Below are 19,199 nucleotides of genomic sequence, written 5' to 3'. Positions count from 1 at the left end.
CTGCTCACCCCCGGTGACCGCCTCACACGATGCGCCGCGCGGCGGCCCAGCGAGTGAGCTCGTTGCGGTTGGACAGTTGAAGCTTGCGCAGCACAGCGGATACGTGTGTCTCCACCGTCTTGACCGAGATGAAGAGCTCGGAGGCACACTCCTTGTAGGTGTAGCCGCGGGCGATAAGCCGCATGACCTCGCGCTCACGCGCAGACAGGCGGTCCAGCTCGGAGTCGGCCACGGCGACCTCTCCCGTCCCTGCCCCGAAGGCGTCCAGGACGAATCCGGCCAGCCGCGGGGAGAAGGCGGCGTCACCGGCGGCCACGCGTCGCACGGCCTGGGCCAGGTCCGCGGTGGAGATGGCCTTGGTGACGTAGCCCCGGGCGCCCGCGCGGATGACGCCGACGACGTCCTCGGAGGCGTCGGAGACGCTCAGCGCCAGAAAACGGGTGGCAGGCACGTCATGGCAGGAGGCCACGACCTCTGTCCCTCCCCCACCGTTGCCGCCGGGCAGGTGGACATCGAGGAGGACGACGTCGGGCGCAAGCGCGTGGACCGCAGCAATCGCACCCTCGACGTCGTCCGCTTCGGCCACCACCTCGAGGTCGGCGGCGTGGGAGGTCAGCTCAGCGCGCACCCCGGCACGTACCAGGGCGTGGTCGTCAACGACGAGGAGTCGTAGGCGGGCAGGAGCCCCGCTGCCAGTCTCCTGTGAGGCAGAGCCGGCGGGGAGGGAGGAGGTCGAGGCCATCATGATCCTGAGGATACGGAGGTGGGACGGTGCGAGGAGGACGAGGAAGATGCGGGGAGGGAGGACGTGAGTGCCAGATGGACCTCGGTGCCCTGCTCCAGACGGCGGATCCTGGCCTGGCCACCGTGGCGAGACATGCGGGCGATGATCGACTCGCGCACGCCGTGGCGGTCGGAAGCGATCTCGTCGAGATCGAAGCCGGTCCCACGGTCTCGCACGAAGACCTCCAGGCTCTCCGCCGCGATCTCGGCATAGACGCTGACCGGTGGGGCGCCGTGGCGCACGGCGTTGGATAGGGCTTCACGCGCCGCGGCCACGACGACCTCGGTCTCACGGTCCGGGGCACGGTCCCCGACGATGACCAGGTCGATCCCCACGCCGTAGCGGTCCTCGATCTCCCCCACCAGGTCCCGCACGGCATCGGCCACCGAGGTGCCGGCCTCCGGACGGTCGGTATAGAGCCAGGCACGCAGCTCCCTCTCCTGGGAGCGCGCCAGACGGGCCACGGTCTCAGGCTCGTCCGCCCGCTTGCGGATGAGGGTGAGGGTCTGCAGGACAGAGTCGTGAAGGTGAGCGGCGATGTCCGCGCGCTCGGCCTCGCGCACCTCAGCGGCGCGGGCCTGGTTCATGGCCCGGTTGGTCTGCAGCCACACGGGCGCGAGCACGAGCGCGATGCAGATCACCAGCGCACCGCCCGTCAGCGCTCCGGTCAGCAGGACCCGTGGAGGGGTGTCCGCGCCGATGACCAGGAGGATGCCCACGGCGGCCAGAACGACCCCGCCTGCCAGGCGCAGTGTGGCGCCGCGGTCACGCTCAGGCCCGGTCACAGCGTCAATCTGGGACCAGGACAGGGCTGCGCCTGCTGCGATGACCAGGGCCGGCAGCAACCACTGCCCGGCCGGGAGGTAGCCGGCCCGCCACACGGTGATGAGCAGCGCGGCGAGTACGAGCGCGCCTCCACCCAGCAGCGTGGTGGCGTTGGCGGACAGACGTGAGGCGCCGTCGGAGGGGGACTGCAGGCGTGAGGCGAGCCGGGCGCGCGCTGGCGGGACTTGACCGGCGGCCTCAGCCCAGGGATCGCCGGCTGGTACGAAGGCCCATAGCAGGAGATAGAGCAGGACGCCCGCTCCCGCCATGAAGGCAGCCGCCACCATAGCGAGACGGACCCCGGCCACCGCCAGTCCCAGGTGCGCGGCCAGACCGGCACAGACTCCGCCGACCACACGGCGTGGAGCCTCTTGGGGCAGGGGCGTGCCGTGAGCACCGGGGACCACGGCGGACGCAGAGGCACGCAGAGGGCGGCGCAGCGGCAGGCGCGTGGAGGCGCGTCGTGGTGTGGCCGTCGTCGTCATGGCTCCATCGTGGCACGTGGGTGAGACAGAAATACCTCCCTGAGGGTGGAACCAGGGGCGCGGAGTCGAGGAATCAGGGGCGGCTCAGGGTCTCCCCTCATCGCGCTGGGACAGGCCCGCCCGGGAGCATAGAGCCATGAGCAATCCCGAGCAGCCTTCACAGGCCCCCCACGATCCCGCCCAGGGCGGCGAGCAGTCCGCTGGCCCGTCCGCGCAGGCCGAAGCCGGCTTCCAGGCGGGCCCTGGCTACCAGGCGGGTCCTGGGCACCCAGGCCCGCAGCCAGACCCCACCGGCTACCACTACCAGGCCCCTGGGGGTCCGCGTCCCACCGATGGCTTCTTTGACTCCGTGCGTCGCACCGGCCTGGTCCGCACCGAGCAGCGGTGGGTCGGTGGTGTGGCTGGTGGGCTGGCACGTCGCCTCGGCGTCGATCCCGTGCTCGTGCGCTGCGTGTGGGCGGTGCTGTGCGTCTTTACCGGCGTCGGGCTCATCATCTACGGGCTGGGCTGGGCGCTCATACCTGAGGAGCGTGACGGGCGCATTCACGTCCAGCAGGCCTTGGAGGGCGATGTCGACGCCGGCCTGGCTGGCGCGATTGCCGCCATCCTCGCCGGTGCGGCGCTCAGTGACCACGGCATACTGCCTGGGTGGTTCGTCGGTGAGGGCCTCGGCCACGTGATCGCCGGTATGGCATGGTTCGGTCTCAACGTGGCCGTCGTGTGTCTGGTCGTCTGGGCCGTGGTACGGGTGATCCAGCGTCGGCGTGAGCACCGTCAGGCTCAGACTGCGGCAATGGCAGCAGGACCTGTGCCTCCTCAGGGCGCGGCGGCGTGGCAGGCGCCGCGCTCGGCAGCCGCGCCTCAGCCCGGACCGGCACCTGCAGCTACGCCTCAGCCCGCGCCGGCACCGGCCGCTACGCCTCAGCCCGGACCAGCGCCCTCAACTGCCCAGGCGCCGGCTGGCAGTGGCCCACGACCGGTCTACACCTACAGCGGAGCACCTGGAGGTGCCAGAGTGTCGACGCCACCGCCGTCGGCCGCCGCCCCGGCACGCCCGCTCCAGCCGGTCCAGCCTCCGCGTCCCCCCAAGCCACGAGTCCCCGGTCCTGGCCGCACGGTCTCGCTCATCGTCCTGGGCCTGGCCCTCCTCGCGCTGGCAGCCAGCGTCCTGGGGGTCTCGACTGGCACGCTGGGTGTGCTGGGCGCCGGGCTCGTGGCGGCGGGTGCCGTCGTCGGCCTGCTGGGGCTGGGGGTGACCATCAGCGCGCTGCGAGGTCGGCGTGGTGGCTGGATGACCGGCTTCGGCTGGCTGGCCGCCTTCGCGGCCGTCCCCGTCCTCGCCCTGGGAACCGCGTTTCCCTCCGGATCTGTCTCGGGCGCCGTCGAGCTGCGTCCCGTGGTCGTGACCGTCACTGACCGGATGCTCCAGGACGCTGCCCAGTCGAGGGACAAGGTGCTGGACCTTGGATCCTACGGAGCCGCTGACGTGACTGTGGATCTCACGAAGCTCGGCGACGGCCCGTACCCGGTCAAGAACGTCACGATCGAGGTCGGCAGTGGCGCGATTCGTCTGCTCACCAAGCAGACCCAGAGCATGGAGGCCATCACCGCTGTCAACCTCGGCACTCTGCACGGCGACGTCCACGGGCGCTGGACGGCTGACGGTGCCCAGACCGACCTGACCAGCACGACGTGGCCGGAGAGATTCACCTTCTCCGGAGAGCGCCTGCTGTCCACCGTCATCTACGAGAACGACGGCCTGTCCACCCACGCCACGCTGCGCTCGGAGAATGCCGCAGCGGAGGAACCGGCACTGAGCATCAAGGCCGTGCTCGGCATGGGAGAGATCTCCGTGTCCGAGAGAGCAGCAGGCTCACCATTCTGGGCCGGCTACAAGATGGGCGACTACTGGATCGTCGACTCGTGGACGGATGTCAAGGGCAAGACTCACTCCGACTCTGATCTACCGATTCCTGACATGACGCACCCGGTCGTCTCCGCAGGGCAGGCCAACCAGTGCCTGACGCAGGCCAAGGCCCTGTCCGCCAAGCAGTACGCCAGCCAGGACGAGGAGGACCTGAACTCCTATGAGAACTCCGACGAGTGGGTCACGCTGGACAACCTCAGCTCGCTGACCCCGACCGCTAAGGCGGCGATGGCCAGCTGCCTAGACCAGGTCATTGCCACGGGCTCCGTGCCCAAGGAGGGCACCACCACCGCCACGGATCCCTCAGCCACCCCGAGCCCGTCCGCTGAGGCCGAGCCCACCGCTACCCAGTCCGCTCAGCCCGCCGCATGAGCGCCACCCCATCGTCTCAGCAACCCTTACCAGGAGAAGAAGCCATGACCTCCCCCACCCAGCCGATGTCCGCCCCCTCGCCTGCCGATCTGCCGACCACCGTCATGTCTCCGGAAGATGCTGAGGCAGCCGCGGAGAAGACCCCTCAGGTCACTGAGGTCCTTCCAGGCGCTGCGCCGACCGAGGCGTTGCCCACGACTGCCGCCACCGAGCAGCTGTCTCAGGCAGGTTGGTCCGCGCCTGCCACGGCAGATGACCTGGCGCCGACCGACCCTCTGGAGGCGATCCGCTCCACCCGCCCCTGGCCTGGCGCACGCAGCGGCGAGGAGGCCGGACGCGCATCCGCCATCTCCGCCTCCAGCGCTGAGCAGGCACGCAGCCTCGGCGCGAATCCGCAGGACCCCGAGGTCGTGTGGTCCGGATCCTCGCTGGCCAGGGGGCCCGAGGCCGAGGAGCCGGCTCGTCGCTCCGGCCCGCGCCCGGGGACCCTCCTGTGGGGCCTCATCCTGGTCACGATCGGCGTGGTGCTGCTGGCTACGGGACTAGGGCTGAGGATCGACCCGGTCAGCGCGGCGATCGTCCTGCTGGCAGCGGCCGGGGCAGCGTTGCTCGTCATCGCGGTCCTGCCCAAACGCCGTCCCGCTCGCTGAAGTCCTGTTCTGGCGGGTCGTCTCCCCCGAGCGCGTCGCTTCAGGCCCTGGACAGTCGGTTCGGGTGCGGCAAGCATGGCGATCGACGGTCCAAGACCTAAAGCGACGAACTGACACAGCCAGCCAGGCGACCCCAGCCCACCGCGGCTCACACAGGACGAAGCCCTCGGGCCCGGTCTCCCGGGCCCGAGGGCCTGTGTCACTGAGGTGCTCGACGTGGGTTCCCAGGCCCACGGAGCGCTCCTCCTTCACCGAAGCGACTGCCCCGAGCTCCCTAGTACTCGTGGCCGTCTCGGTCCAGGCCGGTCATCGGGTTCCCCAACCCTCGTGACCTGTTCCGTCCGGCGGTGACTCATATGTAACCCGCCCACCCTGAACAATCACCCCCCGGGAACCTGAAAAATCCATGGGAAATACTCGCCGCCCGTCTCCCCGAGCTCTCCTACGCCCTTGTTCCCCGATTCGCTCCTAGCAACACCGGTCCCGTCCCAGCACCTGCTCCCCTAGCCTGGCCACGGCACCGCACCGCGCGCCCCCACGTCCCGCACCTGCGGAAGGATCCTCATGATCACCACCCTGGATGGCACCACGCCTCTCGCTCACAACACCCAGATGCCGATGATCGGCTACGGCACCTGGCAGGTCACCGACGCCGCCCAGGCCACGGCCGGCGTCAAGGAGGCAATCGCCGCCGGTTACCGCCACATCGACACCGCCGCCGTCTACGGCAACGAGGAAGCCGTGGGCCGCGGTATCGCCGAGGGCCTGGCTGAGGCCGGCCTGAGCCGCAAGGACCTGTTCGTCACCACCAAGCTGTGGAACGACCACCGCGGCCACGACGCCGCCTTGGCCGGGATCGAGGAGTCCCTGTCCCGCCTCGGCCTGGATTACGTGGACCTCTACCTCATCCACTGGCCCGCCAACTCCCGCCAGCACCCGCAGGACTGGCGCGCCCTCAATGCCTCCACCTGGTCCGGCATGGAGGAGATCTACGCCTCCGGCCGCGCCCGGGCGATCGGCGTCTCCAACTTCACCCGCAAGCACCTGGAGGCGCTCCTGTCTGACGCCAGCGTGGCCCCCATGGTCAACCAGATCGAGCTGCACCCCGGCTTCGGCCAGTGGGACGCCGCCGAGTGCTCCAAGGCTAACGGCCTGGCGGTCGAGGCCTGGAGCCCGCTGGGATCTGGCCGCGTCCTGGGCGATCCTGCGCTGGGCGCCGTCGCCGCCCAGATCGGCCGGACCCCGGCCCAGGTGGCCCTGCGCTGGCTGCTGCAGCAGGACATCGCCATCCTGCCCAAGTCCGTCACGCCCGAGCGCATCCGCTCCAACGCCGAGCTGTTCGACTTCGAGCTCAGTCCCGCCCAGATGGAGGCCGTACGCGCCGTCGTCGACGACACCGAGCACTCTGACCCTGACCAGGTCGACTTCTGAGGCTCGTCTACATGGCACGTTGATGACGTGGCCTGGCCAGGCAGGAGGAAACGCCTCCGCCCTGGCCAGGCCACGTTCACATCACCGGGCGCGTAGGCGCACCAGGCCTCAGCCCTGGTAGACGATCCGTTCCTTCATCTCCTCCACAGCCACGTCACCGAGGTAGAAGCGCACCATCTCCAGGCCCAGGTCCACGGCCGTGGCCATACCCCGGCTCGTGAGCAGCCGTCCGTCGACGACGACGCTCGCCTCGCTGACCTGAGCCCCGTGATCTGCCAGCACCTGGACAAAGCTCGGGTTCGCTGTCGCCCGCCGCCCCTCCAGCAGCCCCAACTCGGCCAGGATCGAGGGCGCCGCACAGATGGCAGCCACCGGGCGGTCCGCACGCACGCGCTGCGTCACCAGCTCACGTACCCGCGCGTCAGCCTTGAGGTTCGGGGTACCCGGGATCCCACCAGGCAGGAAAACCATGTCGTAGGAGTCCAGATCGGCCTCGGACAGCTCGTCCAGGGTCGCGGTGCAGCTGAGCACCACCTGGTGAGAGCTCGTCACCTGCCGCGAGTGCGTGATGGAGATGAGGTGCGCCGGGATACCGGCGCGGAAGAGGATGTCCAGCGGCGCCAGCGCCTCAACCTCCTCCAGCCCCGGGGCCACGAGCACCGCGACCTTCTTGTCCGTCGCCGCCCTGAACTCAGCCATCGCCTTGCGTCCTTCCCTCAGCACCGTCGTGGTCACTGCTGACCCTACGCTCCCGGGCAGGGCGGGCCCCCACTGACGGCACGCAGGGCCGTGGCCCGGCTACTCAGCCCGCAGCGCCTCGACCGGATCCTCCTTGGCCGCCCGCCCCGAGGGCAGGATGCCGGCAACAAGCGTCAGCCCCACCGAGATCACCACGAGCACCACCCCGGCACTCACCGGCAGGTGGGCGATCGGGTAGACATTGAACCGGGCCTGGACAAAGGCGTTGGCCGGAACCGAGATGAGCAGCGTGATCCCCACGCCCATGAGGCCCGCAATGAGTCCCTCGATGATGGTCTCGGCGTTAAAGACGTGCCGCACGTCCGACTTCGAGGCCCCGATCGCACGCAGGATGCCGATCTCCTTCTTCCGCTCCAGCACCGAGATGTAGGTGATGATCGCGATCATGATGCTGGAGACCACCAGCGAGATCGCCACGAAGGCGATGAGCATCCAGGTGATGATGTTGACGATCCGCGTCACCGAGCTCATGAGCGTACCTACGAGGTCGGTGTAGGTGACGACCTTGGCGTCCTGCCCTGCCTCGGTCGCCCAGGCGTTGTAGTCGTCCAGGATCGTCTTGACCGCGTCCTTGTCCGCGAAGCTCGTGGGGTAGATGTCGATCTGGGAGGGGCGGGACTCGTCCGCCCACCCCAGCGAGGCGAGATTGCCCTCGTAGGTGGGCACCGTCGTCGTCATGAGGGTCGCCAGGAGGGCGGCCAGGTCGTCCTGGTCCATCGTGGGCTGGAAGGCCTGGGCAAAAGCCGAGCCGTCCAGGCTCACCGCACTGGCCAGCGAGGTAGCCAAACCCTCCATCGCGGTGCGGAGCTGAGCGGCGATCTGGGTCTGGAGCGAGGTCATCATCTGCGTCATCGCCCCGCCCACACTCGCCTCCAGCGAGGAGGCCAGCGCACCGGAGACCGCGCTCGTGAGCGAGGCGGTCAGCTGACTACCCACCTGCGAGGCCACTGCCCCTGCCAGGTCCGCCGAGACCTGCGAGGCGATCTCCTCCACCGCAGGGTCCTCACCCAGCGTCTGGATGAGCCGCTGGGTCAGCAGCTCGGAGTCGACCACCTGGTCCGAGCCGGCCGCCTGCGCAAGCTGCTCGCGTACCTCAGGTTGGGCGAGGTAGGAGCGGGCCAGGCCCGCCCAGTCGCGCTCAGGCACGCCATCGCCGTCGGTGTCCTGGCCCGGTTGGGAAGCCACGTAGTCCATGAAGCCCTGGAGCAACGAGCCCGCCACGCCCGCCAGGTACTCCCCGGCGCCGTCCTTGATCACGCCGTCCTCCAGGGCCGAGGCGACGACGGCGCCGTAGTCGATCTGCCCGAGCTGCGGATAGCGCGTGGCCAGGTCCGCCAGGTCCAGGTCGCTGGCGTCCAGGCCCGACAGGTCCACCTGACCCGCCAGGGCAGCCAGGTCGAGACCGCTCAGGTCCACCTCGCTGAAGTCCAGGCCGCTGGTATCCAGGTCAGGCAGGCTCAGCGCGCCCAGGTCCAGACCCGTCAGGTCAGTCTGCAGGGCGCTGGGGTCCACCTGGAAGGCGGCCGTGAGCTTCTCGCCGTCAATGGTGAACAGCGAGGACATATCCAGCTCCCCGCCGCCCACGCCCTCGGCGAGATCAGCGAAGGTGCGTCCGGTGAAGACGTCCGTGTCCGGGTGGTCGAGCTGGGCGCGCACGATCTGGGCGTCGGCGGCCTCGCGCACCACCTGGCGGGTCAGCTCCGGGGTGTAGGCGATGCCGGGCTGGAGGGTGGTGGTGTCGTCGGTCGCACGCACCACCCCCACCACGCGCAGCTGCTGCCCCGCGGCCACCGCCTGGCGCATGACCTCCTCCTGGTCCGAGCGGTCGGTCCACACCCGGTGCTCGGCGTCGTAGGCGTAGCGCGCCGCTGCAGGTACCAGGGAGAAGGTCCGCCCGAGCACGTCGTCGTAGGAGTAGCTGTGCACGGCCGGTTCATTGCTCGCCGTCGCCGTGGCACTCGGTCCGGCCGACGGCGTGGCCGGGCCTGCGCCGTCGGCTCGCGCCGCACTCGTGGCGGCTGGGGAGGCGCCCGCTGGTTCTGCCCCGATCTGCACGGCGCGACCAGCCATGAAGTCGCTCATCATCGTCTGCAGCTCAGCGTGGGGGCGCAGGCCCAGCGTGTACTCGTAGAGGTTGTCCAGGGTGCCCCGCTGGCTCGTGACCACCACCAGCTCGTTGGCGGACCGGGGCCAGTGCCCGGCGACGACGTCGTACTGGTCCTCATACAGCGTGCTGGCCTCGGGCAGCTGGTGGAAGGCGTCAAAGGAGGTCATCGCTGACAGCGGGCTGTCCCCCATCGCCGATGTCATGGGGCTCATGGCCTGGTCCGGGAAGACACGCACGACGCCGTCGGAGGTGTCCGCGAGGTAGATCTGGAGCGAGACGTCGTAGGAGTACTCGATCGCCGCCACGTGCCCGGCCACACCCGAGCCGGAAGAGTCCAGGAAGGTCTTGAGCGAGGCCAGGTCGTTGGTGGTGGTGGACTCCATGGTGGAGGTGATCCCCTCGGTCATGAGGATCTCCCCGTCCTTGGCCTCGGCCCGCTCGCCCTCGCCGGCGCGCATGAGACCGGCCAGGTCCACGCCGGTGGACTGGATCGACAGCGGGTAGGAGGTCAGGGCCTCCTCCTCGGTACGCGCGATGTAGCCGTTGACGCCGTTGGCCAGAGCCAGGATGAGGGCGATGCCGATGATCCCGATCGACCCCGCGAAGGAGGTCATGATCGTGCGGCCCTTCTTGGTCATGAGGTTGTTGAAGGACAGTGACAGCGCCGTGAGCGTCCCCATGCGCGTGCGCCGGGCCTCCTTCGCCTCGCGAGCGTCCTGGCTATCCGGCTCGTACGGGTCAGAGTCGGCCACGACTCGCCCGTCAGCCAGCTCAACAATCCGCGTGGCGTACTCGTGGGCCAGCTCGGGGTTGTGGGTGACCATGATGACCAGGCGATCGGCAGCGACCTCGCGCAGCAGGTCCATCACCTGTACCGAGGTCGCCGAGTCCAGGGCGCCGGTCGGCTCATCCGCCAGCAGAATCTCGGGATCGTTGATCAGGGCGCGGGCGATCGCTACGCGCTGCATCTGGCCACCAGAGAGCTGGTTGGGGCGCTTGTGCACATGATCTGCCAGGCCCACCGAGTCCAACGCCGCCAGGGCCCGCTCACGCCGCTGCGCCCGGGAGACCCCGGACAGGGTCAGCGCCAGCTCGACGTTGGCCAGCACGCTCTGGTGCGGAATGAGGTTGTAAGCCTGGAAGACGAAGCCGATGCGGTTGTTGCGGTAAGCATCCCAGTCCCGGTCCTTGTAGTCCCGGGTGGAGATGCCGTCGATGACGAGGTCCCCGGAGTCAAAGCGGTCCAGCCCGCCGATGACGTTGAGCATCGTGGTCTTGCCGCTACCGGACTGGCCCAGGACCGCGACGAACTCGTTGTCCCGGAAGGAGACGCTGACCGCGTCCAGGGCAGTCTGGGCGAGCGTGGCGGTGCGGTAGGCCTTGGTAACGGCGCGGAGCTCGAGCATGGGACCTTCCGGGACAGTGAGGTGGTGAGGCGTCAGGCCAGCGGGCGAGGCCTGGTCCGCGAGCGCGGTCCCGCCCTCAGACGGCGTGCTCAACCTGGCCTGTGAGCACAGGCCATAGTCCTGCCCTGCAGCCGCGTGAGCGTAACCCACCGACGCGTCGCGTCACGAGAGCGATTCACCACCAGCGAGCGCGGTCACGGCCGCTCCCTCTGAGCGGAGCAGCCAGGCCTTGCGCTCGGGGCCGCCGGCGTAGCCCGTGAGCACCCCGTCGGCTCCGAGTACCCGGTGGCAGGGCACGACGACGGACAGCGGGTTACGCCCCACAGCGCCGCCTACCGCGCGGGCCGAGGTGGGCCGGCCCAGGACCGGCTCTAACCGGGCAGCGATCTGCCCGTAGGTCAGTGTCTGCCCGCGCGGGATGGCACGCAACTGCTCCCAGACCCGGAGCTGGAAGTCGGTACCAGCCGGTGCAAGCAGCGGAGGCTTGCCCGGGTCGGTGCCTGCGAAAGTGGCGTCCAGCCATACGCGCACGGCGGCGAGCACGACCGGCTCGCCGTCGTCCCCCGGACTGACGAGGACGGCGTCGTCGGGCAGTCCGGCGCGGTCGTGAGCCTGGCCGTCAAACCAGACGCCGGTGAGCGCGCCGCCGTCAGGCAGGCCCTCGCCGGTGGAGGCAGCCAGCGTCATCGGTCCCAGGGGCGAGGAGTAGGCCTGGACGTACGTGGAACGGGCAGAGTCGCCGGTGGTCATGCCCCGATCCTGCCACGCACCCTGGCCTAGCCTCAGGGCCTGCGCCGCCCCCTCAGCCCTGAAGCTCGGTAAGCACCTGCGCCATCGTCACCACGCGGGAGTCGAAGACGCGCGAGAAGTACTCCAGGCCGCCGTCCTGGGTACCCACGAGGAAGCTCGCGGTGGCGTCCGCAGGCACAATCGTGCGGTAGCCCAGGTAGTAGGCGCTGGCCAGGGTGTGCAGGACGCAGATGTTCGTGTCAAAGCCGACGACGATGAGCACCTCCCGCCCCAGCTCGCGCAGGGTGAGGTCCAGGTCCGTACCCACGAAGGCCGAGTAGCGGCGCTTGGGGACCACGTAGTCGGCGTCGGTGACCTGGAAGGCGTCCAGGGGCTTGGAGTCCTCGGTTCCGCGCACGGAGTGCGCACCCCACAGCTCGGTCTCCAGATCGGTGCCGGGCAGGTGGTTGTCGCAGGCGAAGAACACCGGGACCCCGGCAGCGCGCGCCCCCTGTGCCAGGGCAACGGCGTTGGCCGCCATCTCGTGCAGCGGCTCGATCACCTCACCCGATCCTCCCAGGACGTCAACGACGACCAGCGCCGCGCGGGAGGCGTCGATGCCGGTGGACTGCTGCCAGGTGGTGGGCTGGGGCTGTGGGAGTGCCATGACGGTCCTTTCACTCAAGGTGTCTTGACACTAGCAGGCATCCCCGGGCCGCATGTCTTCCCCTCCACTCCTGCCCCTGCGCCTGAGGAAGACCACCGAAGGTGACGGGCACTGACCGTACCTGGCTCGTGACAGGCATGGGTCCTACCGTGGGGCCGTTCACCCTGTTCAGACCACTGAAGGAATCCTCATGAAGACCACCGTCCTCGTCTTCCACCCCAGCATCGCCACCTCGCGCGTCAACGCGCGCCTGACCCACGCCGCCGAGGCCATCGACGGCGTCGAGGTGCGCTACCTCTATGGCCTCTACCCTGACTTCCGCATCGACGTCGAGGCCGAGCAGCGCGTCCTGGAGGCAGCCGACCGCATCGTCTGGCAATTTCCCCTCTACTGGTACTCCTCCCCCGCCCTGCTCAAGCAGTGGGAGGACGACGTGCTGACCTACGGCTGGGCCTACGGGTCCACCGGCACGGCCCTGCACGGCAAGGAGCTGGCTGTGGCTGTCTCGCCAGGAGCGGCTGCCGAGCGCTACACGCCCACCGGCCTGTACCAGGTCACCGTGGACCAGCTCCTGCTGCCCTTTGCCACCACCAGCAAGCTCATTGGCACCCGCTTCGTCGAGCCCTTCGTCACGGCCGGGGCCATGCAGATCAGCGACGCGGACCTGGAGCGTCAGGCCGAGGCCTACCGCTCCTGGCTGAGCGCGCCGGCATGCTGACACGCCCCGCGCTTCCACGCTCCCAGGCTGAGGCGCAACGCCCGGCACACGCGACGGCGACCGGGTGAAGAGGATATGTCTCTTCACCCGGTCGCCGTCGTACGCGTTCAGCCCCGGGGGCCAGGCTGCGATCAGCGCCCGGCGAGCTGCCAGACCATGCGCACCACGCGCGCGGCCTGCTTGGCCAGCTCCTCACGGCTGAGAGCGACGATCGCCCCCTCCTCGCCGCGCAGGGCGGCCAGGATCGCCTGACGGTCGTTCTCGCAGCCGGGCATGAACAGCTCGTTGCCGGCCTTGATCGTGGCCGGAGCGGTGGCCCGCGGGTGCGGCGCGTCGGTGCGGGTTATGCCGTCCACAACCCAGTCGGTCATGACCAGGCCCTGGTAGCCCCACTCCTCACGCAGGATCGTCTCCAGCAGCTCGGCGCTCTCAGAGGTGTGCACACCGTTGACCAGGTTGTAGGAGGTCATGAGGGCGTGGGGCTGCGCCTCGCGCACCACGATCTCGAAGGAGCGCAGGTACAGGTCCCGGGCCGCGCGCTGGGAGACGTGGCTGTTGGAGTTCAGACGGTTGGTCTCCTGGTTGTTGAAGGCAAAGTGCTTGACCGTCACGCCACGACCAGGGTGCGCCTGGACGCCGTGGGTGATGCCAGCCGCCATGCGTCCAGCCAGGAGCGGGTCCTCACTCATGTACTCGAAGTTGCGGCCGCACAAGATGGTGCGGTGCAGGTTGAAGGCCGGGGCGAGCCACAGGTGGGCACCGAAGTGCTCCATCTCCGCTCCCACGAGGTCACCGTAGGCACGCGCCACCTCGGGGTTCCAGGTCTGGGCGACAGCTGTGCCGATCGGGATCGCGGTGGCCCACTGCTCGAAGGTGCGCTCGGGCACGCGCGGAGCCACACTCGGGTCCACGCCCAGGGCCGCCAACGACTCCTCGTCCAGGAGCTCGGCGAACAGGCCCTCAAAGGCTGCGCCCACGGGGAAGGGGCCGTCAGCGTCCACGCCGACCTTCGAGGCCAGGCGCAGGCCGGCGGGCCCGTCCGGCATGACGAGGGTGCGCAGGCCCTCCAGACGGGTGGTGGTCTGGCCGGCAGCGCCCACCAGGTCCTCACTGGCCTGGCCGATGACGGACTGCTTGTCCGCTGAGTCGTGGTACTGGCCGAGCACGAGGTAGCTCAGCTCGTCATCGGACAGGCCACACGTGTACTCCAGCGCCTCGGTGAGGTCCACGGCCTTGCCAGCGTCCTCGCGACGCAGGTCGCTGGCCTGGATCTCCAGGCGAGGTGCGTCGTCGGGCACGACGACGGCGACCGGCTGCTCGGGGCGCCAGTCAGTGAAGCCGGGGTCACCAAGCACGTCGTGAGCGTTGCGCACGATCGCGCTCTCACCCAGCGTGAGGACGCCGGCGACCTTGGTGGCGCGGCTGGAGGAGCCCACGCGCACGACGTAGTCGCCCGCCTCCAGGACGGTGGCGACCTTGGCGGCGTCGTAGGAGGCGAGGTCGGTCAGGTCGAAGCGCAGGGTCAGCTCCTGGCTGGCGCCGGCAGCGAGCTCCTCGGTCTTGGCAAAGGCAGCCAGGGCCTGGAAGGGCTGATCGAGGTCGCCGGCCGGGACGGAGACGTAGACCTGGACGACCTCCTTGCCCACCCGCGAACCGGTGTTGGTCACACTCGTGGTCAGGGCGATCTCGCCACCCTCGACCGCGATGGCAGCCTCACCGATCTCGAAGGTGGTGTAACCCAGGCCGTGACCGAAGGGGAAGATCGGCTCCTTGCCGACCGAGTCGAGGTAGCGGTAGCCGACGTAGACGCCCTCGGTGTAGTAGGTGTCGTCCGGGTCGCCGAAGTCACCGGCGTCGGGATAGCTGCCCCAGGCGGCCCAGGTCGTGGACAGGCGGCCGGAGGGGTAGGCCTTGCCCAGGAGGACGTCGGCGAAGACGTCACCGGTGATCGCACCGAGCTGGGAGAGCAGGAGGATGTTGGGCAGGTCCGCCACTGGGGTCAGGTCCACCACGCCGCCGACGTTGAGGACCAGGAGGAAACGCTCGAAGCGAGAGGCCAGAGCCTTGATGTCACGTACCTCAGAGTCGGTCAGCAGCACATCCCCGGCCTGGGGCTTGCGGTCGTTGCCCTCACCCGAGTCGCGCGACAGGACGTAGACCGCAGCCTCGCCCTCACCCTCCAGCGGCAGGTCATAGGCAGGTGCCGGCTCAACGGCGCCCATGCCGAAGATGATGGCCGGCACACCCGCAGCCTTGGCCTGCTTCTTCAGGTCCGCAACGAAGGCGACGTGGTTGGCGTTGGCGACCTCGTCATAGGCGTCCAGCCACGCCTTGGTGGTGATCTCGAAACCGGCGTTCTCCAGCCCCTCCTCGACCGTGACGACGTGGCGAGAGTTGACGTCCCCCGATCCGGTACCACCCTTGACGGTGCGCCGGGCGCCCGCGCCGAACAGGGCGATCTTGCCGGGGGCGGCCAGCGGGAAGCTCCCGTCACTGGCCAGCAGCACCACGGACTCGGGGGCAGCAGCCCTCACCGTCGCCAGGTGGTCGATCTCATACCGCTCCATCGCATTGCTCCTTTGCAGGGGGGGCCGGTCCGCCCGGTCGGGCAGCCGTGTTGTCTCCGGTACTAACCTCCCCCATTTTTGCCGATCGGTCAATAGGGTGGATGAGATTCGCTTCCGTTCTCGAAGCAAGACGTCGAGTGCGCAGGTCCACCCATGAGTGTGCAGTCACAGGGCGCTCGTTCGTACACGCACCTGCACACTCGCGACTCAGCAGGCTGGGCCTGCAAACGCTCTCCACACAGGGCTCAGCGCGAACGCACCCAGGCGAAGACCTCTTCAGCCTCAGGCCTAGCCTCCTCGTGACACACCAGGTAGAAGGTCGCGTGCGCGCTCGTGTCTCGGATCGGCACCACGACCCGGCCCGCTGGGACCCCCGCCAGTGACGGAGCGTCCGTGACAAAGTAGGCCAGCTCCGTGCTGGCCGCCATCGACCGGAAGACCTCGCGGTCCTGCTGGAGCACAAAGGTCGAGCCCGCCAGGTACTCGTCGCACACACCACGCCAGAAGCCGATGTCCGAGAAGAGCAGAAAGGTCTCACCGTCCAGCTCAGCAAAGCTGACGTCCTCGTGCCCAGCCAGCCCATGGTCGCGAGGCAGGACAACAGCGAGGTTCTCGGCCATGAGCGGGGCCGAATGCACCGTCGGCAGGCTGTGCGGACGCAGCGTGATGCCCAGGTCGAGACTGCCCTCGCGCACGCCCGAGGCCACCTCCTGCTCACTGAGCATCGAAGAGGTCATGAGCCGCTGAGGAAAGCGCTCGACCGTCAGAGCCGTCAGCCGCCACAACGGTGCCGGCGCCACCGTCCCAACGCGCAGGGTGCGCAGTCGCCGCGCCGCCTCGTCAACCGCCGCACGCATCGCAGCCTCGGCGCGGAGCAGGGCTCGCGCGTGCTCCAGGCCCACGTCTCCGACGTCACTGAGAACCAGCCGACGCCCCGCACGCTCAAAGAGCTGATGCCCCAGCTCCTTCTCCAGCCGAGCCAGCGAACGAGACAGTGCCGGCTGAGACAGGTGGAGCTCACGGGCGGCGGCCGAGACAGTTCCGAGCCTCGCAATGGCCTCAAGCTGGCGCAGCTGATCAAAGTCCACGATGCCCCTTATGCACTGAAAACATATTTCTTTCCAATTTTGGCATTTCACAACCCTCTTTTCCAGGGGCAGACTCGTTGTCAGACCGCGTAGGCATATGAACGATCAGCACAAGACAACCAGGAGTGCCATGACCACGATCCCCGTTTTCACGATGAACAACGGCTGCACTATCCCGGCCCTGGGACACGGCGTCTTCCAGATGACCAGCCAGCAGGTGCGCACTCACCTGCGCCAGGCGCTTGAGGCCGGATACCGCCACATCGACACGGCCAACGCCTACTTCAACGAGGTTGCCGTGGGTGAGGTGGTGCATGAGGCGATCGCTGACGGACTGGTCCGCCGCGAGGAGGTCTTCATCACCTCCAAGCTCTTCCCACAGTCCTACCCCTATGAGCAGGCAGTTAAGGACATCGACGCCACCCTGGAGCGTCTGGGGCTGGACTACCTTGATCTCCTCCTGCTCCACCAGCCCTACGGCGAGTACGTCTCGGCCTGGAAAGCGATAGAGGAGGCCGTTCAGGCCGGCAAGCTCCGTTCCATCGGCCTGTCCAACTTCTCCGCCTCCAAGACCCGTGAGATCCTCGACGTCGCCACGATTCCGCCAGCCGTCAACCAGGTGGAGATCAACCCCCGCTGGAACCAGCACGCCCTGAAGAAGGAGCTTGCGGACACCGGCATCCTCTACGAAGGCTGGTACCCGCTGGGCCACGGCGACCCCTCCCTTCTGGCCGAGCCCGCCATCGTCGCGGCAGCCGCGCGCACCGGCGCCACCCAGGCCCAGGTGGTCCTCGCCTGGCACCTGGCCGAGGGCAACGTCATCTTCCCCAAGACCCTCAACCCGGCCCACATGGCTGACAACCTCGCAGCTGCCTCGATCGAGCTGAGCCACGACGAGGTTGACGCGATCAACGCCATCCCCCAGCAGGCCTACTACACCGTTCCCGATCAGGCCCCGGAGTGGGTCTGGGGCCCGAACGACTACTCCCAGCAGGTCTGAGAGGCCACACGGGCTCGCGCCCTCCTCAGCACGCCCTTCTGCCAGACCCGGCCCCCTCCCGGGTGGGACGACGACGCAGCTCGGCTCCGCCGACGTCCCGCCACCGGCCCGACCATCTCAGCCCCAGACACCGACCCAGGAGACTCCATGACCACCATTCCCGTCATCACTCTTAACAACAGCGTCCAGATGCCGATGCTCGGCTACGGCGTCTTCCAGACTCCGCCGGAGCAGACCGCCGAGCACGTGCGCACCGCCCTGGAGGTGGGCTATCGCCTCCTCGACACCGCCCAGGCCTACGGCAACGAGGAGGGCGTGGGCGCCGGCGTCATGCAGGCCATTGCTGACGGCGTCACCAGCCGCGAGGAGGTCTTCATCACCTCCAAGATCTGGGTGTCGAATATGAGCTACGAGCGCGCCAAGATCTCGATCGATGAGTCCCTGCGCAGGCTCGGCACCGACTACATCGACCTCATGCTCCTCCACCAGGCCATGGGTGACTACCCCGGCGCCTACCGCGCCATGGAGGAGGCCTACCAGGCGGGCAAGCTGCGCGCCATCGGCGTGTCCAACTTCTATCCCGAGCGCCTGGTGGACGTCGCGCTGCTTGCCGAGGTGCCACCTGCGGTCAACCAGGTCGAGACCCATCCCTTCCGTCAGCAGGCCGAGGCCCACGGGCTCATGCAAGACCTCGGCGTGGCTCACGAGGCCTGGGCGCCCTTCGCCGAAGGCCAGAACAACATCTTCGCCAACCCCGTGCTGGCCAGGATCGGCCAGAAGTACGGCAAGACGCCCGGCCAGGTCGCCCTGCGCGCGCTGATCCAGAAGGACGTGATCGTCATCCCCAAGACCGTGCGCCGCGAGCGCATGGAGGAGAACATCGACGTCATGGACTTCATGCTGGACGCCGAGGACCTGGCGGCCTTTGAGACGCTGAACGATCCCTCCTTCCCACGTATCTTCGACCACTACGACCCCGAGATCGTGCGCTGGCTGCTGGGGGATCTGGTCAAGGACCAGCAGCTGGGCGGAAGCACCCTCTACTGACTCGCGAGTGTGCAGGTCCGCCCATGAGTGTGCAGTCCCAGAGTGCTCATTCGCGCACGCACCTGCACACTCGCGACTAAGCAGGCCCTGACACGCCCTGGATCACCGGACTGTCCCGACCTTGACTGCGAGGTGGGACGACGACGCAGCCCGCCTGCACCGTCGTCCCGCCTGGGGACTGTCACCCGCGTCTGGGGAGACCGCCCCAGGCTGCCGTCCATGTCCCCTGACCTCTAGGAGCACCACCATGGCTGTCAAGCAGACTGCCGGCCGCGACCAGCTAGGCCGCCTCGCCCCTCAGTTCGCCGCTCTCAATGACGACGTCCTGTTCGGCCAGGTCTGGTCCCGCGAGGACGAGCTGCCCGCCCGCGACCGTTCCCTCATCACCATCGCCGCGCTTTTCTCCTCCGGCCTCTTCCCCCAGCTGGAGGCGGACCTGCGCATCGGCCGGACGAACGGCATCACCAAGGCTGAGGCGATCGAGGTTGTCACCCAGCTCGCCTTCTACTGCGGATGGCCCAAGGCCTGGTCCACCTTCCCGCTCATCGAGAAGGTCTGGGCCGAGGACACCGGTAAGACCGAGTAAGACCCATCGGCGTCGCGGAGCGACCCTGCCCCGCGATGCCGGCGAGTCCCA

At 68.7% G+C, this 19,199-nt stretch carries 15 protein-coding genes; 7 read left to right on the top strand and 8 right to left on the bottom strand.

Annotated elements, in window-relative coordinates:
* Nucleotides 1-22: 22 nt before the first annotated feature.
* Together CYJ26_RS05185 and CYJ26_RS05180 are read right to left on the bottom strand one after the other, a co-directional pair.
* Nucleotides 23-745 (bottom strand): response regulator, encoded by a 723-nt coding sequence (locus tag CYJ26_RS05185; RefSeq protein WP_006548505.1) that lies wholly within the window; start codon nucleotides 743-745, stop codon nucleotides 23-25.
* Complete coding sequence (locus tag CYJ26_RS05180; RefSeq protein WP_081449151.1) at nucleotides 742-2,094, bottom strand: ATP-binding protein; 1,353 nt, start codon at nucleotides 2,092-2,094, stop codon at nucleotides 742-744. The genes CYJ26_RS05185 and CYJ26_RS05180 overlap by 4 nt, the downstream gene beginning before the upstream one ends.
* A 136-nt stretch (nucleotides 2,095-2,230) precedes the next feature.
* Between CYJ26_RS05180 and CYJ26_RS05175 the strand changes: the two genes are divergently transcribed.
* The 3 genes from CYJ26_RS05175 (at nucleotide 2,231) to CYJ26_RS05165 (ending at nucleotide 6,474) form a co-directional block, all read left to right on the top strand.
* Nucleotides 2,231-4,393 carry a PspC domain-containing protein gene (locus tag CYJ26_RS05175; RefSeq protein WP_101638087.1) on the top strand — a complete coding sequence of 721 codons (2,163 nt, stop codon included), beginning with the start codon at nucleotides 2,231-2,233 and terminating at the stop codon, nucleotides 4,391-4,393.
* Between the two features lie 44 nt (nucleotides 4,394-4,437).
* Nucleotides 4,438-5,043 (top strand): hypothetical protein, encoded by a 606-nt coding sequence (locus CYJ26_RS05170; protein ID WP_006548502.1) that lies wholly within the window; start codon nucleotides 4,438-4,440, stop codon nucleotides 5,041-5,043.
* A gap of 564 nt (nucleotides 5,044-5,607) precedes the next feature.
* Nucleotides 5,608-6,474: an aldo/keto reductase gene (locus CYJ26_RS05165; RefSeq protein ID WP_006548500.1), complete on the top strand. Its 867-nt coding sequence runs from the start codon at nucleotides 5,608-5,610 to the stop codon at nucleotides 6,472-6,474.
* Nucleotides 6,475-6,582: 108 nt separating this feature from the next.
* On the opposite strand, the gene CYJ26_RS05160 is transcribed toward CYJ26_RS05165, so the two are convergent.
* The 4 genes from CYJ26_RS05160 to CYJ26_RS05145 form a co-directional block, all read right to left on the bottom strand.
* Nucleotides 6,583-7,173, bottom strand: a complete 591-nt coding sequence (locus CYJ26_RS05160) for a DJ-1 family glyoxalase III (RefSeq protein WP_006548499.1) — start codon at nucleotides 7,171-7,173, stop codon at nucleotides 6,583-6,585.
* Nucleotides 7,174-7,272: 99 nt separating this feature from the next.
* Entirely contained in the window at nucleotides 7,273-10,746 is a 3,474-nt protein-coding gene (locus CYJ26_RS05155) for an ABC transporter ATP-binding protein/permease (protein ID WP_101638086.1), read from the bottom strand.
* A gap of 162 nt (nucleotides 10,747-10,908) precedes the next feature.
* Entirely contained in the window at nucleotides 10,909-11,496 is a 588-nt protein-coding gene (locus tag CYJ26_RS05150) for a methylated-DNA--[protein]-cysteine S-methyltransferase (protein WP_006548497.1), read from the bottom strand.
* Between the two features lie 52 nt (nucleotides 11,497-11,548).
* Entirely contained in the window at nucleotides 11,549-12,142 is a 594-nt protein-coding gene (locus tag CYJ26_RS05145) for a cysteine hydrolase family protein (protein ID WP_101638085.1), read from the bottom strand.
* A gap of 190 nt (nucleotides 12,143-12,332) precedes the next feature.
* Between CYJ26_RS05145 and CYJ26_RS05140 the strand changes: the two genes are divergently transcribed.
* Complete coding sequence (locus CYJ26_RS05140) at nucleotides 12,333-12,860, top strand: NAD(P)H-dependent oxidoreductase (protein ID WP_006548495.1); 528 nt, start codon at nucleotides 12,333-12,335, stop codon at nucleotides 12,858-12,860.
* A gap of 131 nt (nucleotides 12,861-12,991) precedes the next feature.
* On the opposite strand, the gene CYJ26_RS05135 is transcribed toward CYJ26_RS05140, so the two are convergent.
* Nucleotides 12,992-15,427, bottom strand: a complete 2,436-nt coding sequence (locus tag CYJ26_RS05135; protein ID WP_180950854.1) for a glycoside hydrolase family 3 protein — start codon at nucleotides 15,425-15,427, stop codon at nucleotides 12,992-12,994.
* Between the two features lie 245 nt (nucleotides 15,428-15,672).
* Nucleotides 15,673-16,515 carry a LysR family transcriptional regulator gene (locus CYJ26_RS05130; protein WP_006548493.1) on the bottom strand — a complete coding sequence of 281 codons (843 nt, stop codon included), beginning with the start codon at nucleotides 16,513-16,515 and terminating at the stop codon, nucleotides 15,673-15,675.
* A 130-nt stretch (nucleotides 16,516-16,645) separates the two neighbouring features.
* Between CYJ26_RS05130 and CYJ26_RS05125 the strand changes: the two genes are divergently transcribed.
* The 3 genes from CYJ26_RS05125 (at nucleotide 16,646) to CYJ26_RS05115 (ending at nucleotide 19,148) form a co-directional block, all read left to right on the top strand.
* Nucleotides 16,646-17,515: an aldo/keto reductase gene (locus CYJ26_RS05125; protein WP_034237065.1), complete on the top strand. Its 870-nt coding sequence runs from the start codon at nucleotides 16,646-16,648 to the stop codon at nucleotides 17,513-17,515.
* Between the two features lie 147 nt (nucleotides 17,516-17,662).
* Complete coding sequence (locus tag CYJ26_RS05120; protein WP_006548491.1) at nucleotides 17,663-18,562, top strand: aldo/keto reductase; 900 nt, start codon at nucleotides 17,663-17,665, stop codon at nucleotides 18,560-18,562.
* Nucleotides 18,563-18,809: 247 nt separating this feature from the next.
* Nucleotides 18,810-19,148, top strand: a complete 339-nt coding sequence (locus tag CYJ26_RS05115; protein WP_101638084.1) for a carboxymuconolactone decarboxylase family protein — start codon at nucleotides 18,810-18,812, stop codon at nucleotides 19,146-19,148.
* Nucleotides 19,149-19,199: the final 51 nt, after the last annotated feature.

Origin of the sequence: Actinomyces urogenitalis, assembly GCF_002861525.1 — a bacterium.
Lineage (GTDB): Bacteria > Actinomycetota > Actinomycetes > Actinomycetales > Actinomycetaceae > Actinomyces > Actinomyces urogenitalis.
This window is presented reverse-complemented; position numbering and strand designations above follow the sequence as displayed.